Raw genomic sequence first — 17359 nt, forward strand, 5'->3', positions numbered from 1 at the left:
GGTCAAGAAAGACCTGGGCTATGGCTTGCTGCTGAAGAAGTACACCGACACCGTGGTCGACGCCAGCGACGCGCAGATCGAGGCCGCCGCCGCCACCGTGGAAGCCGCCAGTACGCTGAGCTTGGCCGAAGCCAGCAGGGTCGGGTCGGTGAAGGCCAGCGCGGCGATGAAGATCGACATGGTGAAACCGATCCCGGCGAGCAGGCCGACCAGCCCCACCCCACCCCAGGTCACGCCCTCGGGCAGCCCGCAGATGTTCAGCTTGACCAGCAGCAGACTGGCCAGTAGCACGCCCAGCGGCTTGCCCAGCACCAGGGCGATCATCACCCCGGCGAACACGTGCTGCGACATCGCATCGCCCAGGTTCGCCCCACCGAAGCTCACCCCGGCATTGGCCAGGGCGAACAGCGGCATGACCCCGAAAGCGACCCACAGGTGCAGACCGACCTGAATCCGCTGCACCGGTGGCAGTACTTCGCGTTGCGCATCGCGCAGCTGCCGCAGCGGCTCGACCACCGCTTCTCGATTGTCGCTGCCAGGGGTGAAGCGCTCCATCAACTCGTTGAAGTTGCGGCGTATGACGTCCACCGGACGCTCGGCCATCGGCTTGGAGTAGACCGGCGTCAACAAGCCCAGAATCACCCCGGCAAGGGTGGGATGAACGCCCGTCTTGAGCAGGCCGAACCAGACGATCGCCCCAGGCAGCACGTAGGCAGATGCCTTGCTGATGCCCATGCGCTGGAACACCAGCACCAGCAGCACACCGGCCACGGCCACCAGCAGGCCGAGGTAGTCGAGGCTGGCGGTGTAGAACACCGCAATGATCAGGATCGCCACGATGTCGTCGATGATCGCCAAGGCCAGCAGCAGAATCCGCACGCTGGCCGGGATCGACTTGCCCAGCAACGCCAGCACGCCCACCGCAAAGGCGATATCGGTTGCGGTCGGCACCGCCCAGCCGGCGCTGGCGGCGGTGCCATGGTTGAGCACGGTGTAGAGCAAGGCCGGCATCAGCACGCCGCCCAGTGCCGCACCCAGGGGCAAGGTCGCCAGTTGCAGGTTGGCCAGGGCGCCGTCCTTGATTTCCTGGCGTATCTCCGCGCCCACCACCAGAAAGAAGATGGTCATCAGGCCATCGTTGACCAGAAAGTGCAGCGAGCGCGACACGCTGAAATCACCCAGCCCCAGAGTGATCTGGGTTTCCCAGAAATGCTCGTAGGACTCGGCTGCCGGGCTGTTGGCCCAGACCAGCGCAGCGATGGCGGCAAGCAATAACACGATGCCGCTGACGGCCTCGATGTGGGAGAAGCGTTCAAGCGCCGCCAGGGCGCGCTCGGTGAGCTGTTGCGGGCGGGGAATGACAGGCACGGCCGGTTTGGTTTCGGACACGGGGAGTCTCCGTTGGCGGCCCGACCAACGCTGAACTTTAACCTGCGCCGTACCCTATGCAGCGGCGCACCCGCGGCGATGATAGAAAGCCTGGGGCCAAGTTGCAATGCATCATCTCAATCCGGCGGCGGGGGTGGCATCAAGGTGGCGATCAGCGCGCGGACCGTGCCCGGCAGCGCCTCGAGTTCACGCACCAGAATGCTGCGTTCGCGCACTGCCCAGGGCTCGTCCAGTTCGATGGTCACCAGGCGCATGGTGCGGCTGTGCCGCAGGGCAGCCGATTCGGGAATGATGCCGATGCCCACGCCCGCCTCGACCATCCGGCAGATCGCTTCGAAGCTCGACACCTGAATGCGCAGCGACAGCCCCTGTCCGCTCCGCTCGACCTGTTCGCGCAGAAAGCTGAGCAAGGTGCTGCCCTCGTGCAGGCCAATGTGCTGGAACGCCAACGTCTGCTTGAAACCGATGCGCTTGCACTGGGCCAGCTCGTGCACCAAGGGCACGGTGAGTACCAGCCGGTCGGTGCTGAAGTGCATCACCTGCAAACCCGCCGCCTCCACCGGCCCGGCGATGATGCCCATGTCGGTGCTGCCGTCGAGCACGCCACGCACGATGTCGCGCGACAGTCGCTCCTGCAGGTCGACACTGACACCGGGCCGTTGTGCAAGAAAACCGGCCAGCACTTCAGGCAGAAATTCCGTGACCGCCGTGGTGTTGGCAAAAATACGGATGTGCCCTGCCGAGTCGCCCCCCAGGTGGGTGAAATCAGCTTTGAGGTATTCGACCTGACGCATGATCAACCGCGCATGCACCAGCAGCTTCTGGCCCGCGGGCGTCAGTTCCACGCCACGGCTGTCGCGGTACAGCAAACGCGTCTCGAGCTGTTGCTCCAGCGCCTTGATCCGCGCGCTGGCCGCAGCCGGCGACAGGAACGCCCGGCGCGCGCCCTGGGTCAGGCTCGGCGACTCGCCGATGTGGATGAAAAGGCGCAGGTCAGCCAGGTCGAAATGCATGGTGGGATCCTACCGTCGGGCGTTCGGCAAATATGAACGCCGCCTTACGCAAATGCAAATTCACAGAATGCGTCGGGCCTCGCATCATCGCTGCACAACAACAACGCAGAGGCCGACCATGAGCGCTTCAGATTCAGCCATCGACTACAGTGCCTGGACGGGCCGCACCGAGCAGGCGCGCGATGTACTGAGCCAGAACATCGTCGAACGCATTGCCGCGACGTTCGGCGAGCCTGCGCCGAAAGACGGCGAGCCCCTGCCGCCCTTGTGGCAGTGGTGCTTCTTCCAGGCGCCGGTCGCGGAAAGTCGATTGGGCACGGATGGGCATCCGCTGCGCGGCGGCTTTCTGCCCGCTGCGGATGACCGCAACCGCATGTGGGCCGGTGGCCGTCTCGAGTTCATCGAACCACTGACGGTCGGTTCTGCTGCCGAGCGTGTCTCCACCATCCTGCGCATCGAAGAAAAACACGGCCACACCGGCGCGTTGCTGTTCGTCACCGTACGCCACGACTACAGCCAGAACGGTCGCCTGTGCCTGCGCGAAGAGCAGGACATCGTCTACCGCGAGCCGAACCCGCCCAAGCTGACCAGTGACCCAGCGCCGGTTGCCGCGCAGTGGAGTGGAAGCGTGACGCCAACTGCGACCCTGCTGTTTCGCTACTCGGCCGTCACCTTCAATGGTCACCGGATCCATTACGACCACCCCTACGTGACCGGCACCGAAGGCTACGCCGGTCTGGTGGTGCATGGCCCGCTGATCGCCACCCTGCTGCTGCGCAGCTTCATCCACGCCAACCCCCAGGCGCGGGTGCGGCATTTCGCCTATCGAGGCGTGCGCCCCCTTACCGTACCCACCCCGTTCCAGCTCGGCGGCTGCCTGCTCGAGCAGGGCAAGGCGCGCCTGTGGGCCGGCAACGAGGCCGGTGTCGCCCAGAGCGCCGATGTCGCTTTCGACACTGTCACTACCGGCTCGCCACAACCTGGCCAGTAACCGCTCACTCAACACCGACTCCGAGATCCGCACATGCCTGCCTATGACGAAGAAGACCTCAATGCCATCCGCGAAGGCGTTCGTGCCCTGTGCGCCGAATTCGACGCCGCCTACTGGCGCAAGATCGATGAAGAAAAGGGTTTTCCCGAAAGCTTCGTCAAGGCCCTCACCGATGCCGGCTGGCTCTCGGCGATGATCCCCAGCGAATACGGCGGCTCCGGCCTGGGCCTGGCCGAAGCCTCGGTGATCCTCGAGGAAGTCAACGCCTGCGGCGGCAACTCGGGGACCGTACACGGCCAGATGTACAACATGTTCACCCTGTTGCGTCACGGCAGCGAGGCGCAGAAGCGCCACTACCTGCCCAAACTGGCCAGCGGGGAACTGCGCCTGCAATCGATGGCCGTCACGGAGCCGACCACCGGTACCGACACCACCAAGATCAAGACCACCGCCGTGCGCCAGGGCGACAAGTACGTCATCAATGGCCAGAAGGTGTGGATCTCGCGAGTGCAGCATTCGGACCTGATGATTCTCCTGGCACGCACCACGCCGTTGGCCGAAGTCACGCGCAAATCCGAAGGCATGTCGATCTTTCTGGTCGATCTGCGCGAAGCCATCGGCAAGGGCCTGACCGTTCAGCCGATCGCCAACATGGTCAACCACGAGACCAACGAACTGTTCTTCGACAACCTCGAACTGCCTGCCGACAGCCTGATCGGGGAGGAAGGCAAGGGTTTCCGCTATATCCTCGACGGCCTCAACGCCGAGCGCACGCTGATCGCTGCCGAGTGTATCGGTGATGGTCGCTGGTTCATCGAAAAGGCCAGCGCCTACGCCCGCGACCGGGTCGTATTCGGCCGGCCGATCGGCCAGAACCAGGGCGTGCAGTTCCCCATTGCCGAGGCGCACATCGAAATCGAAGCGGCCGACCTGATGCGCTGGCGCGCCTGTGAGGAATACGACAGCGGCAAGAATGCCGGCGCCAGCGCCAACATGGCCAAGTACCTGGCTGCGAAAGCGTCGTGGGAGGCCGCCAATGCCTGCCTGCAGACTCATGGCGGCTTCGGTTTTGCCTGCGAATACGACGTCGAGCGCAAGTTTCGCGAAACCCGCCTGTACCAAGTGGCGCCGATCTCCACCAACCTGATCCTGTCCTACGTGGCCGAGCATCTGCTCGAACTGCCACGCAGTTTCTGAGGGCCTGTCCATGAATGCCACACAGCGCTTGGCCCGGTTTCTCGCCGACCTGCAATACGCCGACATTCCCGAGCCCGTTCTGGCCCGCTGCGAAGACCTGTTCCTGGACTGGGTCGGCTCGGCACTGGCCAGCCAGGGTGCCCACCCCATCCCCTTGTTCGAACGCTACGCGCAGCGCATGGGGCCCGGCGACGGCCCGGCGAGAATGCTGGTCAACGGTCGCGGCACCTCGCCCTACTTCGCCGCGCTGGTCAACGGCGCCGCGTCGCACCTGGTGGAGCAGGACGACCTGCACAACAGCTCGGTGCTGCACCCTGCCACGGTGGTGTTTTCCGCCGTGCTGGCCGCGGCGCAGGAGCGTGGCAAATCGGGGCGGGAGTTGCTCTTGGCATCGGTGGCCGGCTACGAAGCGGGCATCCGCATCGGCGAGTTCATGGGCCGCTCCCATTATCGAATCTTCCACACCACCGCCACGGTGGGCACCCTGGCCGCTGCAGTCGCCGTGGGCAAACTGCTGGGGTTCGACCGCGAGCAGTTCATCAACCTGCTGGGCAATGCCGGCACCCAGGCGGCCGGGCTCTGGGAATTCCTGCGCGACGCCGCCGACTCCAAGCAGTTGCACACCGCCAAGGCCGCCGCCGATGGCTTGCTCGCCGCCTACATGACCGAAGACGGCCTGACGGGTGCGCGCAACATCCTGGAAGGCGAGCAGGGTCTGGCTGCCGGCATGTCCAGCGACGCCGACGCCAGCCGTCTGGACGATCGCCTGGGCAGCCGCTGGGCACTGGCGGAAACCTCGTTCAAGTTTCACGCCTCGTGCCGCCATACCCATCCGGCCGCCGATGCCCTCCTGCACTTGATGCAGCGTGAAGGGCTGTACCACCAGCAGATCGCCAAGGTGGTCACCCGCGTGCATCAGGGCGCCATCGATGTCCTGGGCCGAGTGGTCAAGCCCAGCACGGTACACCAGGCCAAATTCTCCATGGGCGCGGTGCTGGGCCTGATCGCCGTTCATGGCAGCGCACAGCTGATCGAATTCCGTGACCTGGCGCTGACGGATGCGGCAGTCGACGGCTTCCGCCAGAAAGTCAGCATGGAGCTGGACCCCGAGGTCGATGCGGCCTACCCCGCGCGCTGGTTGGGGCGAGTCATCGTCACGACCACTGACGGCCGTACCCTGAGCGCCGCCATCGACGAGCCCAAGGGCGACCCCGGCAATACCCTGTCGCGCCCCGAACTGGAAGCCAAGTTCCTGCGCCTGCTGGCCTTTTCCGGTGCACGCACACCGGCCGAAGGACAGGCGCTGATCGACCGCATCTGGCAATTGCGCGACGCCCAGACCTTGACCGATTTGATCTGACCCACAGGTGACCCCATGACCGAGCTCAATCCGCGTCCGCTGGACGGCATCACCGTCATCAGCCTGGAACACGCCATCGCTGCACCCTTCTGCACCCGTCAATTGGCCGATCTGGGGGCCCGTGTGGTGAAAGTCGAACGCCCCGGCAGCGGCGACTTCGCCCGTGGTTACGACCAGCGAGTCGACGGCCTGGCCTCGCACTTCGTCTGGACCAATCGCTCCAAGGAGAGCCTGACACTGGATCTGAAACAAGCGGCCGCCGATGCCGTGCTGCACGGACTGCTGGCCAAGGCCGACGTGCTGGTACAGAACCTGGCGCCGGGTGCAGCGGCGCGCATGGGACTGTCGTTCGAAGCGCTGCACGCGCGTTACCCGCGTCTGATCGTCTGCGACATCTCCGGATATGGACAAGGCGGTCCTTACGAGAAGAAAAAAGCCTACGACCTGCTGATCCAGAGCGAAGGCGGTTTCCTCTCCGTAACCGGCGGACCCGGCGAAGAGGAGCGGGCCAAGGCCGGCTGCTCGATCGCCGACATCGCTGCCGGCATGTACGCCTACACCGGGGTGCTCTCGGCACTGATGCTGCGCGACAAGACCGGCGTCGGCAGCCGCATCGACGTGTCGATGCTGGAAAGCCTGGTGGAATGGATGGGCTACCCGCTGTACTACGCCTACAACGGCGCGCCACCACCGGCCCGCGCCGGCGCGGCGCACTCGACCATCTACCCCTACGGCCCCTTCCCCACCGGCGATGGTGGCACGGTGATGCTCGGCCTGCAGAACGAGCGCGAATGGGCGCTGTTCTGCGAGAAGGTACTGCTCGATCCGGCGCTGGCCGCCGATCCGCGTTTTTCCAGCAACTTCGAGCGCTCACGTCACCGCGATCAACTGCGGCAGATCATCGTCGACAGCTTTGCGACGCTGTCGGTCGAGCAGGTGCTGGAGCGCCTGGACACCGCGCAGATCGCCAACGCCCGGGTCAACGACATGGCTGGCGTCTGGGCGCATCCGCAACTGGCCGCGCGCGACCGTTGGCGCCAGGTGGACAGCCCGTCCGGCAAGCTCCCTGCCCTGCTGCCGCCGGCCAGCAACGCGGCGTTCGCACCGCGCATGGATGCGGTCCCCGACCTGGGCCAGCACACCGCAGGCATTCTTGACGAGCTGGGTTATTCAGCCGAACAGCAGACGCACATGGCGGCGGCCGGCGTGATCTGATCCGTCTGCCACCGCCTCCACCGGGAACCATGAACCATGCCGATACCTACCCTTCGCTCGGCTCTGTTCGTGCCGGGCAGCCGCCCCGAACGGTTCGCCAAAGCCTTGGCCGCAGGCGCCGATGCGGTGATCGTCGATTTCGAAGACGCCGTCGAAGAGGTCCTCAAGCGCCAGGCGCGGGTGCATCTTGCCCAGTTTCTGCAGCAGACCGACACGGCCCGCGTATGGGTTCGGGTGAACGCCCCCGGGCATGCCGAACACGCCAGCGACCTGGCTTTCTGCGCCAGCCACCCAGGTGTCGTCGGGGTCGTGTTGCCCAAGGCCGAAACCTGCGCCCAGCTGACCACGGCGAGCCAGGCCGGCAAGCCGCTGTGGCCGATCATCGAAAGCGCCCGGGGTGTGCTGGCGCTGGAGTCCATCGCCAACGGCCCCGGCGTCGAACGGCTGTGTTTCGGCAGCCTGGACCTGGCCCTGGACCTGGGCCTGAACAATGGCACGCCATCGGCAGAAGCCTTTCTCGACCAAAGCCGCATGAGCGTGCAGCTGCATTCGCGCGCTGCCAACCTGCTGCCGCCACTGGACGGGGTGTTCGCCGTCCTTGATGACGCGCCGGGGTTGCAGCGCGCCATCGAGCACGCGCGCAACCTGGGCTACGGCGGCGCACTGTGCATCCATCCGCGTCAGGTGGCGGTGATTCATGCGGCACTGGCACCCAGCGTCCAGGATCTGGAATGGGCCCGTGCCGTACTGGCAGCCAGCACCGCCGCCGGGGGTGCGGGCGCTTTCCGGTTCGACGGCCAGATGGTCGATGCGCCGGTGTTGCAGCGCGCCAGGCGTTTGCTCGACGCCCCACAGGGCTAGGCCTGTACTGAAGCGTTCGGTAATGCCGAACGCCGGCTTACGCAAATACAGATTTTCGGCACGGCGTCGATTGAGCCATCCTCAAACTGAAAAATGCCTACGCTGCAAAGGGCCGGTTGGTTCGGTAAAACCGCCCTGAATGGATTGTCCTACAACAATAACAAGGTGATCTCCATGTTCAAGCTGACCCAGGCGCTGCTGTGCGCCGCCGCCGTTTCGATGGCAACCCTGGCCCAGGCCGCCGATCCCGTCGTCATCAAGTTCGCCCATGTGGTGGCAGAGAACACGCCCAAAGGCCAGGGCGCGCTGATGTTCCAGAAACTGGTGGCCGCCGATCCCAAGCTCAAGGACAAGGTGAAGGTGGAGGTCTATCCCAACTCCTCGCTGTTCGGCGATGGCAAGGAGATGGAGGCGCTGCTGTTGGGCGACGTGCAGATGCTTGCGCCATCACTGGCCAAGTTCGAGCATTACACCAAGCAGGTGCAGATCTTCGACCTGCCGTTCCTGTTCGATGACCTGGCTGCAGTCGACCGTTTCCAGCAAGGGCCCCAGGGCAAGGCGCTGCTGACCTCCATGGACGACAAGGGCATCCACGGTCTGGCCTACTGGCACAACGGCCTCAAGCAGCTGTCGGCGAACAAGAAGGTCATCCTGCCCAAGGATGCCCGTGGCCTGAAATTCCGCGTTCAAGCCTCCAGCGTACTCGAAGAGCAATTCAAAGCGATCCGCGCCAACCCGCGCAAGATGAGCTTCGCCGAGGTCTATCAGGGCCTGCAGACGGGCACGGTGAATGGCACCGAGAACACCTGGTCCAACTACGAGAGCCAGAAGGTCCACGAAGTGCAGCCCTTCTTCACCGAGACCAACCACGGCCTGATCGACTACATGGTCATCACCAATTCCAAGTTCTGGAACGGCCTGCCCGACGATGTCCGTGGCGAGCTGCAAACGCTGATGGACCAGGTCACCGTTGAGGTCAACAAGCAAGCCGAAGCGCTGAACCAGACCGCCCGGCAGAAGATCATCGACGCCAAGACCAGCGAGATCGACCCACTCACTGCCGAGCAACGCCAACAATGGCGCGAAGCGATGCGCCCGGTGTGGGACAAGTTCTCCGAGCAGATCGGCCCCGACCTGATCAAGGCCGCCGAAGCCTCCAACAAAGCCTCGTGAGGGGCTGACCTGTCCCCTGCACTGGCTTGGCTACGGCCGCCAGTGAAGCATGCGCGGCTGCCCGCTCGCCGGCGGCCGCTCTCTCGACGCTCGGAGAATTCCTATGCAATCGCTCAGGCAAGTCTGGGAGCACTTCGAGGAAGGCATGATCGCCTTCCTGCTGGCTGCCATGACGCTGGTGACGTTCGTCTACGTCGCGCTGAACAACCTCTACACGATGTTCTACACCCTCAGCGACAAATGGGCGTGGAGCAGCGACCTGTTCGCCGGCATCGGTGACCACCTGATGGGTTACGCCCAGGAAATGACCTGGAGCATCGCCTTGACCAAGGCGCTGTTCGGCTGGTTGATCTTCTTCGGTATCGCCTACGGCGTGCGTACCGCAGGTCACCTGGGAGTCGACGTGCTGGTGAAGAAAACCAGCAAGCCTGCGCAGCGCATTCTGGCGATGATCGCCTGCGGCTGCTGCCTGGTGTACGCCGGCCTGTTTCTGATCGCCAGCATCAAGTGGGTGTCGGCGGTGCTGGTCGCCGGCATCGGCGCCGAGGACCTGGATCGCTACGGCATCCAGATCGGCCATATCGCACTCATCGTGCCGATCGGCTTCGCCCTGATCATCGCCCGCTACCTGGAAATCATGTACCGCATCTATACCCATCGGCAGACCGGACTGGGCCTGGCCGACGAAGCGGCAGAAGCCAGCAAACTGGCCAACCCTGGCGAGGAGCACCGCTGATGACCGTTATCTGTCTGTTCCTGCTGCTGTTCGTGTTCATGTTTCTGGGCGTGCCCATCGCTATCTCCCTGGGCCTCTCCGGCGCGGTATCCATTCTGCTGTTCAGTCAGGACTCGCTGAGTTCGCTGGCGATCAAGTTGTTCGAGACCTCGGACAGCTACACCTTTCTGGCGATACCGTTTTTCCTGTTGTCCGGCGCCTTCATGACCACCGGGGGCGTCGCGCAACGGCTGATCGACTTCGCCAACGCCTGCGTCGGTCACATTCGCGGGGGCCTGGCGATTGCCGCGGTGCTGGCGTGCATGCTGTTCGCCGCCCTCTCCGGCTCCTCGCCAGCCACCGTCGCAGCAGTCGGCTCGATTGCCGTAGCCGGCATGGTGCGCTCCGGCTACCCCCGAGAATTCGGCGCCGGCATCATCTGCAACGCCGGTACCCTGGGCATTCTCATCCCGCCCTCGATCGTGATGGTAGTGTATTCGGCGGCCACCGAAACCTCGGTGGGCAAGCTGTTCATGGCCGGTGTCATTCCGGGCATCCTGCTGGGCGTGATCCTGATGGTGGTGATCTACATCGTCGCCCGGATCAAGAAACTCCCAGCCCAGCCACGCGCTACCTTCCGTGAATGGCTGACCACCGCACGCCGCGCCTTCTGGGGCCTGCTGTTGCTGGTGATCATTCTGGGCGGCATCTACAGCGGCATGTTCACCCCCACCGAAGCGGCCGCCGTAGCGGCGGTGTACTCGGCGTTCATCGCCCCGTTCGTCTCCAAGGACATGCGCCTGGCCGAGTGCCCGAAGGTACTGCTCGAATCCGGCCGCCTGACCATCATGCTGCTGTTCATCATCGCCAATGCCATGCTCTTCGCCCATGTGCTGACCACCGAACAGATTCCCCAGCAGATCACCAACTGGGTGCTGTCCGAAGGACTGACGCCGCTGGGCTTCCTGATCATGGTCAACATCGTGCTGCTGGTGGCCGGCAGCTTCATGGAGCCCTCGGCGATCATCCTGATCCTGGCACCGATCTTCTTCCCGATCGCCATGGAGCTGGGTATCGACCCGATTCACCTGGGCATCGTCATGGTGGTCAACATGGAAATCGGCCTGGTGCATCCGCCGGTGGGCCTGAACCTGTTCGTGACCTCGGCGGTAACGGGCCTGACCCTGGGCCAGACCATCCGCGCCGCCCTGCCCTGGCTGTCGATCCTGCTGATGTTTCTGCTGCTGGTCACCTACGTGCCGTTTCTTTCCCTGGCTTTGCCCAACTGGCTGGGCATGCCGTAACGGCCCGGGCCCCCCGCGCCGCTTTGGAGTTCGGTGGGCCAGGATCAGGAACCGAGCAGTGCGCTCTGCAATTCGCTGGAAGCAGCATAAAGCGGCACGTGACCGCGCATCAGAATCTGCGTACTGCGGCGGTAGGCCGCACTGCGGATCTGCAGTTGCCCATCGGACAGCGCCGCGACCACCGTGGTGTCCAGACGCCCCGCGGGGTTTTCGATGCTGACGTGGAGGTCCGCGAATGTCGCTCCGGGAGCGGCGATGTCACGGGCCACCTGGTGCGCGGTGGTGCCCGGGATCAGGCACGCTGCTGCCAGGCAGCAGCCGCCGGACACCGCCATGGAGGCATGACCGGTCTGCGGGGTGAAGTAGCGTACGGCGATATGACCACCCTCGCGCGGCGCGCCGACGATGCAGATCTTGGGGATGGTTTCGCTGCGCGCCAGCTCGTCGCGGGTCATGGGCACACCGTCTTTGCGGCGCAGCCCCATTTTCAATCCGGCCTCGGTCCACAGTGTGCGCAAGGTAGCCATGAAGGCCGCATCCGCCGCGAGCGATGCGACGGGTTCGTGCCCGGTCTTGCCCAGGCTGCGCGCATCGACGATGACCATCGGCACCGCCACATCGACGCAGGAGACCTCGATGCCAGCCACGTGGTCGACGACCGCGCCGGTCGGCAGCAAGGCACCGGTCTTGTTGCCGACCGGCGCCTGGAGAAACAGGTCCACGGCGGGGTAGTCGCCCATCACGCCAGGAATCTGCGCCGTGACGAAGTCCCCCCGCGTATCGCACTGCATGCGCGCCGTCGTGACCACGCCTGTGTTGGTGTTGCGGATATCGACTTCGCACAAGCCGCCGACCGGGGCTTGGAGCAGTCCGACATCCAGCGCCCACAGCAGCAGCGCGCTGGACATGTTGCCGCAATTCACGCTCCAGTCGATCTCGGCATGGTCACTGGCCAGTTGCGCGAGGGTGCTGACCAGACGCAGCTGGCCGTCCACGCGTTCGGTGTTCATCACGAACACCTTGTTACTGGTCGCCGGACCGCGGCCCAGACCGGTGATCTGGCGGTTGCCGGGATGACTGCCTGCCGCAGGCACACCCATCAATTGGCGCAGCAGTTGCTCACGCAGAACCGTATCGGTCGGCAGCAATGGCTCCCACAGGACTACACCGGTTGAGGTACCGCCGCGCATGTAATGCACCGGCACCTCGACCGAGCCGAGCCAACGTCGAGCGTGCCAGCCCGGCACAAGTCCAGAGCTGTTAGAGGTGACATCGTTCATCGGCTACTCCTGTGAGTCGGGCAGCACCGCAGAGCTCAGGGACTCATCAGCTCGCGGACCCTGGACGCCAGCGTGTCCATGGCGAACGGCTTGGTCAACACCTGCATGTCGGGCCCCAGGTAGCCATTGCCGATCGCTGCGTTTTCCGCATAGCCGGTAATGAACAGCACCTTGAGCTCAGGCCGCACCTCACGCCCGGCGTCGGCCATCTGCCGACCGTTCATGCCGCCGGGCAACCCGACGTCGGTGATCAGCAGATCGATACGCACGTCCGATTGCAGCAGCTTGAGGCCTGCCAGGCTGTCGGCCGCCTCGATCAAGGTGTAGCCCAGATCGCCCAGCACGTCGGTCAAGAGCATGCGCACGGTCGGTTCGTCGTCGACGATAAGAATGGTTTCTCCGGCGTGGGCCGCAGCAGCCAGGGATTCGCGGGTTTCCGGTATCTCGTCATCGACCTCGCCGTAATAGCGCGGCAGGTAGATGCGCAAGGTGGTGCCCTCGCCCACTTCCGAATAGATCCTCACCTGGCCGCCCGACTGCTTGGCGAAGCCGTAGATCATCGACAAGCCCAGCCCGGTGCCCTGACCGATGGGCTTGGTGGTGAAGAACGGGTCGAACGCCTTGGCAATGACGTCCGGCGCCATACCGGTGCCGGTGTCGGTGACACTGACCGACAGGTACTGACCTTCGGGTATGTCGTAACTGCGCGCGGCCTCACGATCCATCCAGCGGTTGGCGGTCTCGATGGTGATGCGCCCGCCATTGGGCATGGCATCGCGGGCATTGATGCACAGGTTGAGCAAGGCGTTTTCCAGCTGGCTGACATCCACCAAGGTCGGCCACAGGTTGGTCGCGCCCACCGTTTCCACGCGAATGCTGGGGCCTACCGTGCGCTGGATCAGCTCGGTCATGCCTTCCATCAGCGCATTGACATCGGTGGGCCGTGGATCGAGGGTCTGGCGTCGGGAAAACGCAAGCAACCGGTGGGTCAGCGCTGCAGCGCGCTTGGCCGCGCCCTGTGCGGTGCTGATGTACTTGTCGGTTTCCATCCAGCGCCCTTGGGCGATGCGCGTGCTCATCAGCTCGAGCGCACCGGAAATGCCGGCCAGCAGGTTGTTGAAGTCATGGGCCAGGCCGCCGGTGAGCTGCCCGACCGCTTCCATCTTCTGCGACTGGCGCAGTTTCTCTTCGGCCTGGATCAGCTTGACCGTACGCTCGGTCACGCGCTGTTCCAGGGTATCGTTGAGAGCACGCAACGCAGACAAGGCGCGATCGCGCTCGGCCTCGACCGAGCGCCGCGCCTCGACATCGATGAGCACCCCTGGAAAACGCAGCGGTTTGCCCTCGGCGTCGTTCTCGACACGACCGTTGGCCTCGATCCAGTAATAGTGGCCGTCGGCCCGACGGACGCGATACTGATGGGAATAACTGCCGCCGCGCTGAATCACTTCGCTGATCGCAGCGCTCAGGCCCTCGCGATCGTCGGGATGCACCGTGGCCACGATCGTTTCCAGGCTCAAGCCTTCACGGCCCAGCGCCGGATCCAGCCCGAACGCCAGGGCAAAGCCTTCGTCGACCGCGAAACGATCGGTCGGCAGATGCCAATGCCAGGTGCCGATGATGGCCCCCGCCGCCAGGGCCAACTGCACCCGTTCGATGTTTTCCCGCGCCACGGCTTCACTGGTGCGCAGACGATCCTCGGCATTGCGGCGGGCGGTGACGTCGCTGAAGATCACCGCTATCTTGCGTTCTTCGGGAAGGCCGACTTTCACGGCTCGCACATCGAACCAGCGTTTGAACGCTTCGGCATAGTTCTCGAAAGTAGCCGGCTCGCCGGTCTTGGCCACATGGCCATAGGTGTCGAACCAGAACTGCTCCAGGTCCGGGGCGAACTCGGTCACCCAACGCCCGCGCAGGTTGACACCGGCCTGCCGTTCGAAGGCCGGGTTGGCCTCGATGAAGCAGTAGTCGATGGGCCGATCTTCGGCGTCGAATTTGACCTCGACGATGGCGAACGCCGATTCGATGTTCTCCAGGATCTTGCGAAAACGTTCCTCGCTCTGCCGCAACGCGCTTTCAGCGTTGCGCACGCGGGTCAGGTCGAGCATCGCGCCGATCATCCGCACCGCCCGCCCTTCGGCATTGCGAATGACGTGCCCGCGGTCGAGCACTTCGGCGAACGAGCCGTCGTGACGCTGAAACCGGTATTCGCCGGACCAGGCCGATTGGCTGCCGTCGATCACGGCATGAATGGACTCATAGACGCCCGCGCGATCGTCAGGGTGAATATGCCCGATCCACCAGTCACCGGTGGGTTCGACGGAAGCCAGAGGATGGCCGTAGGCCTGCTCGAGCGCCTCGTTCCACACCACCTGGTTGCCGCTCAGGTCCCAGTCCCAGATGGCATCGTTGGTGGCCTTGACGGCCAGGCGGTAGCGCTCCTGGGTTTCCTTTATGGCCAAGCCGGCCAGGTGCTCGTTGGTACGGTCGCGCAGAATCTTGACGAAGCCCAGGTGCAGGCCGTCGTCGTACAGCGGCATCATCTCGCCAGATGCCCAGAAGCGCTGGCCATCCTTGCGCAGATGCCAGCGCTCGTCATTGGCACGCCCGTCACGCAGCGCCAGGCGCATCTCCAAAGCCAGCCGCCCCTGCTCGCGGTCTTCGGGCGTGAAAAACGGTTCGGCGCTGCGGCCGCACATCTCATCCGAGGTCCAACCCATGACGTGGGTCGCCCCCATGTTCCAGTCGGTCACGATGCCTTGGGTATCGATCACCACCATCGCAAAATCGATGGAGCTGTCGAATACGGCGCGTTGGCGAGCCTCGTCGGTCACATGCGGCGAACGACTGGGCTTATCGGGGGCGGCCTCGGGCGCAGGCGATCGGGCCAAGGCCTGCAACTGGCTCAGCACAACATGAGTGTGTGGATCGTGCAGGTCGAAACCGGCTTCTTCCATTACCTTGCGCAGGCGCTCGACCTGGAATGCGCGAGCTGCAACTGTCGTGTCGTTCAGAACGCCTCCAACTACCTTATAAAGGTGCCATTGACCCAATGCAGTGCTACGTGTGTGTTAGGCAGTGACCTGGCAGCGGGGTTCCCGAACGCGCGCAGCGTCAAGGGTATCCGGTGGTTCACGTGAAACGACTTGCAGACAGCGCCATACCCTGAACAGGCCACGCATCTTGAAAACGAGACGAGCGTGTACAGCAGGTGGAGAAATCATGTGCGAACAGGAAGGTGAAGCAGAAGGTGCACGTCATGTGCCGGGTTCATGTGCAGTGTCGATATGACGTGGATAATGGCAGGGGCGGCTGGATTCGAACCAACGCATGGCAGGATCAAAACCTGCTGCCTTACCGCTTGGCGACGCCCCTGTATCCGGTGCAAGAAAGCCAGTTGCTGGCCTCTGCATGAACGAGCGGGAATTTATCAGGTTTCTTTCGCGCAGGAAACCCCAATTGCAATAAATATTCTTCAAAAACAGCCGGTTGCTTTCCGGCGTCACCGTACCCGGCTTCAAACGGTGCAGGGATGAACTGTACGCGCCTGTGCCAAGTCCTATCTTCATCGCCCACTTGCCACGCCAGGCGTGCATCTTCAACCCTATCAGGAGGCACACTTCATGAGCCCTACCCCCTACGTTCCACCCAAGGTCTGGAAACACGACGCGGAATCCGGCGGCCAGTTTTCCAAGACCAACCGCCCGACCGCTGGTGCTACCCATGAGCAGACCCTGCCCGTGGGCAAGCACCCGTTCCAGCTGTATTCCCTGGCGACCCCCAACGGCGTCAAGGTGAGCATCATGCTCGAAGAGCTTCTGGAACTGGGCCATGCTGATGCCGAATACGACGCCTGGCCGATTCGCATCGGCGAAGGCGATCAGTTCTCCAGCGGGTTCGTCGAGATCAATCCGAACTCGAAGATCCCGGCGCTGGTGGATCACAGTGCAGGTGCCGGCGTGCGGGTGTTCGAGTCAGGCTCCATCCTGATCTACCTGGCGCAAAAGTTCGGCGAGTTCCTGCCCACCGATGTGGCAGCACGCACCGAAGCCATGAACTGGCTGTTCTGGCAGATGGGCGCAGCCCCCTATCTGGGTGGCGGCTTCGGGCACTTCTATGCCTATGCGCCGGAGAAGCTGGAGTACCCGATCAACCGCTTCACCATGGAAGCCAAGCGTCAGCTGGATGTACTGGACAAGCGACTGGCCGAGACACGTTTCATAGCCGGCGACGAATACACCGTGGCCGATATTGCGATCTGGCCGTGGTATGGGCAGCTGGTGCGCGGCAATCTGTACGACGCAGCGCAATTCCTGGCGGTTGACGAGTATCCTCACCTGCAGCGCTGGGCCGAAGAGATCGCCCAACGTCCCGCCGTGCAGCGCGGTCAACGCGTCAACCGCACCTGGGGCGATGAAGCGACCCGAGTCCCCGAACGCCATAGCGCCGCCGACTTCAAATAACCCAATCCCGGCTTGCACCGCCCCTGTAGCAGCGGTGCAAGCCGCGTCCGGCCTCACCGCAATACGCCTGACACTCCACGTATAACGCCGACGCGGCTTGCGCCGCTGCTACACGGGGCGCAGGCGACGTTCATGCTTTGTGCAAGGCATCGCCGTGATGCAGCGCCGAATGACCCGTCTTGTCGCTCTTGACCTCGTACTGCGGCTCATCCTTGGACGCCGGCCGGTGTTTGCCCATGAACTCCACGTCCTTGACGTGAACCTTGGTCACCTTGCCATGGATCTCCCCCGCTTCGGAATTCCAGCGCACCGCGTCACCCACCTTGAATGCATGGCTCATGGTCTTGCTCCTCATGTGATGAAAACCCTTCAAGAAAAGGAGTGCAACGCACTCCATT

14 protein-coding genes and 1 tRNA gene are annotated in these 17359 nt (G+C 63.9%); 9 read left to right on the forward strand and 6 right to left on the reverse strand.

Going from position 1 to position 17359, the window contains the following annotated elements:
• Positions 1-18: 18 nt before the first annotated feature.
• Both nhaA and AC788_RS14705 read right to left on the reverse strand, forming a co-directional pair.
• Complete coding sequence (nhaA, locus tag AC788_RS14700) at positions 19-1389, reverse strand: Na+/H+ antiporter NhaA (protein ID WP_082223680.1); 1371 nt, start codon at positions 1387-1389, stop codon at positions 19-21.
• Between the two features lie 116 nt (positions 1390-1505).
• Complete coding sequence (locus tag AC788_RS14705) at positions 1506-2402, reverse strand: LysR family transcriptional regulator (RefSeq protein WP_049861335.1); 897 nt, start codon at positions 2400-2402, stop codon at positions 1506-1508.
• A gap of 118 nt (positions 2403-2520) precedes the next feature.
• On the opposite strand from AC788_RS14705, the gene AC788_RS14710 reads away from it, so the two are divergent.
• The 8 genes from AC788_RS14710 to dctM all read left to right on the forward strand — a co-directional run bounded on the left by AC788_RS14710 (position 2521) and on the right by dctM (position 11218).
• Positions 2521-3393 (forward strand): FAS1-like dehydratase domain-containing protein, encoded by an 873-nt coding sequence (locus tag AC788_RS14710; RefSeq protein ID WP_049861336.1) that lies wholly within the window; start codon positions 2521-2523, stop codon positions 3391-3393.
• A 33-nt stretch (positions 3394-3426) separates the two neighbouring features.
• On the forward strand, positions 3427-4590 hold the full coding sequence (locus AC788_RS14715) for an acyl-CoA dehydrogenase family protein (protein WP_049861337.1): 1164 nt from the start codon (positions 3427-3429) through the stop codon (positions 4588-4590).
• A gap of 10 nt (positions 4591-4600) precedes the next feature.
• Positions 4601-5950, forward strand: coding sequence for an MmgE/PrpD family protein (locus AC788_RS14720; protein ID WP_049861338.1), 1350 nt, complete (start codon positions 4601-4603; stop codon positions 5948-5950).
• A 15-nt stretch (positions 5951-5965) separates the two neighbouring features.
• A complete protein-coding gene (locus tag AC788_RS14725) occupies positions 5966-7165 on the forward strand; it encodes a CaiB/BaiF CoA transferase family protein (RefSeq protein ID WP_049861339.1) in 1200 nt (399 codons plus the stop codon).
• Positions 7166-7201: 36 nt separating this feature from the next.
• Positions 7202-8026 (forward strand): HpcH/HpaI aldolase/citrate lyase family protein, encoded by an 825-nt coding sequence (locus tag AC788_RS14730; protein ID WP_049861340.1) that lies wholly within the window; start codon positions 7202-7204, stop codon positions 8024-8026.
• Between the two features lie 174 nt (positions 8027-8200).
• The gene (locus AC788_RS14735) at positions 8201-9199 is read left to right on the forward strand and encodes a TRAP transporter substrate-binding protein (protein ID WP_049861365.1); all 999 of its coding nucleotides are present in this window, start codon (positions 8201-8203) and stop codon (positions 9197-9199) included.
• 103 nt (positions 9200-9302) lie between these two features.
• Positions 9303-9935, forward strand: coding sequence for a TRAP transporter small permease (locus tag AC788_RS14740; protein ID WP_049861341.1), 633 nt, complete (start codon positions 9303-9305; stop codon positions 9933-9935).
• On the forward strand, positions 9935-11218 hold the full coding sequence (dctM, locus tag AC788_RS14745; protein ID WP_049861342.1) for a C4-dicarboxylate TRAP transporter large permease protein DctM: 1284 nt from the start codon (positions 9935-9937) through the stop codon (positions 11216-11218). Before AC788_RS14740 ends, dctM begins: the two co-directional genes overlap by 1 nt.
• A gap of 44 nt (positions 11219-11262) precedes the next feature.
• Here the strand turns inward: dctM and AC788_RS14750 are convergent, their stop codons facing one another.
• The 3 genes from AC788_RS14750 to AC788_RS14760 all read right to left on the reverse strand — a co-directional run bounded on the left by AC788_RS14750 (position 11263) and on the right by AC788_RS14760 (position 15873).
• Positions 11263-12498, reverse strand: a complete 1236-nt coding sequence (locus AC788_RS14750; protein WP_082223681.1) for a PrpF domain-containing protein — start codon at positions 12496-12498, stop codon at positions 11263-11265.
• Positions 12499-12533: 35 nt separating this feature from the next.
• Complete coding sequence (locus AC788_RS14755; protein WP_082223682.1) at positions 12534-15455, reverse strand: PAS domain-containing hybrid sensor histidine kinase/response regulator; 2922 nt, start codon at positions 15453-15455, stop codon at positions 12534-12536.
• Between the two features lie 343 nt (positions 15456-15798).
• A tRNA-Gln gene (locus AC788_RS14760) sits at positions 15799-15873 on the reverse strand.
• A 248-nt stretch (positions 15874-16121) separates the two neighbouring features.
• Here AC788_RS14760 and yghU point away from each other — a divergent pair.
• Positions 16122-16961 carry a glutathione-dependent disulfide-bond oxidoreductase gene (gene yghU / locus AC788_RS14765; RefSeq protein WP_049861343.1) on the forward strand — a complete coding sequence of 280 codons (840 nt, stop codon included), beginning with the start codon at positions 16122-16124 and terminating at the stop codon, positions 16959-16961.
• Positions 16962-17091: 130 nt separating this feature from the next.
• On the opposite strand, the gene AC788_RS14770 is transcribed toward yghU, so the two are convergent.
• The gene (locus tag AC788_RS14770) at positions 17092-17301 is read right to left on the reverse strand and encodes a DUF2945 domain-containing protein (protein ID WP_049861344.1); all 210 of its coding nucleotides are present in this window, start codon (positions 17299-17301) and stop codon (positions 17092-17094) included.
• Positions 17302-17359: the final 58 nt, after the last annotated feature.

Source organism: Pseudomonas sp. RIT-PI-a (assembly GCF_001187875.1).
GTDB classification, from domain to species: Bacteria; Pseudomonadota; Gammaproteobacteria; order Pseudomonadales; family Pseudomonadaceae; genus Aquipseudomonas; species Aquipseudomonas coleopterorum.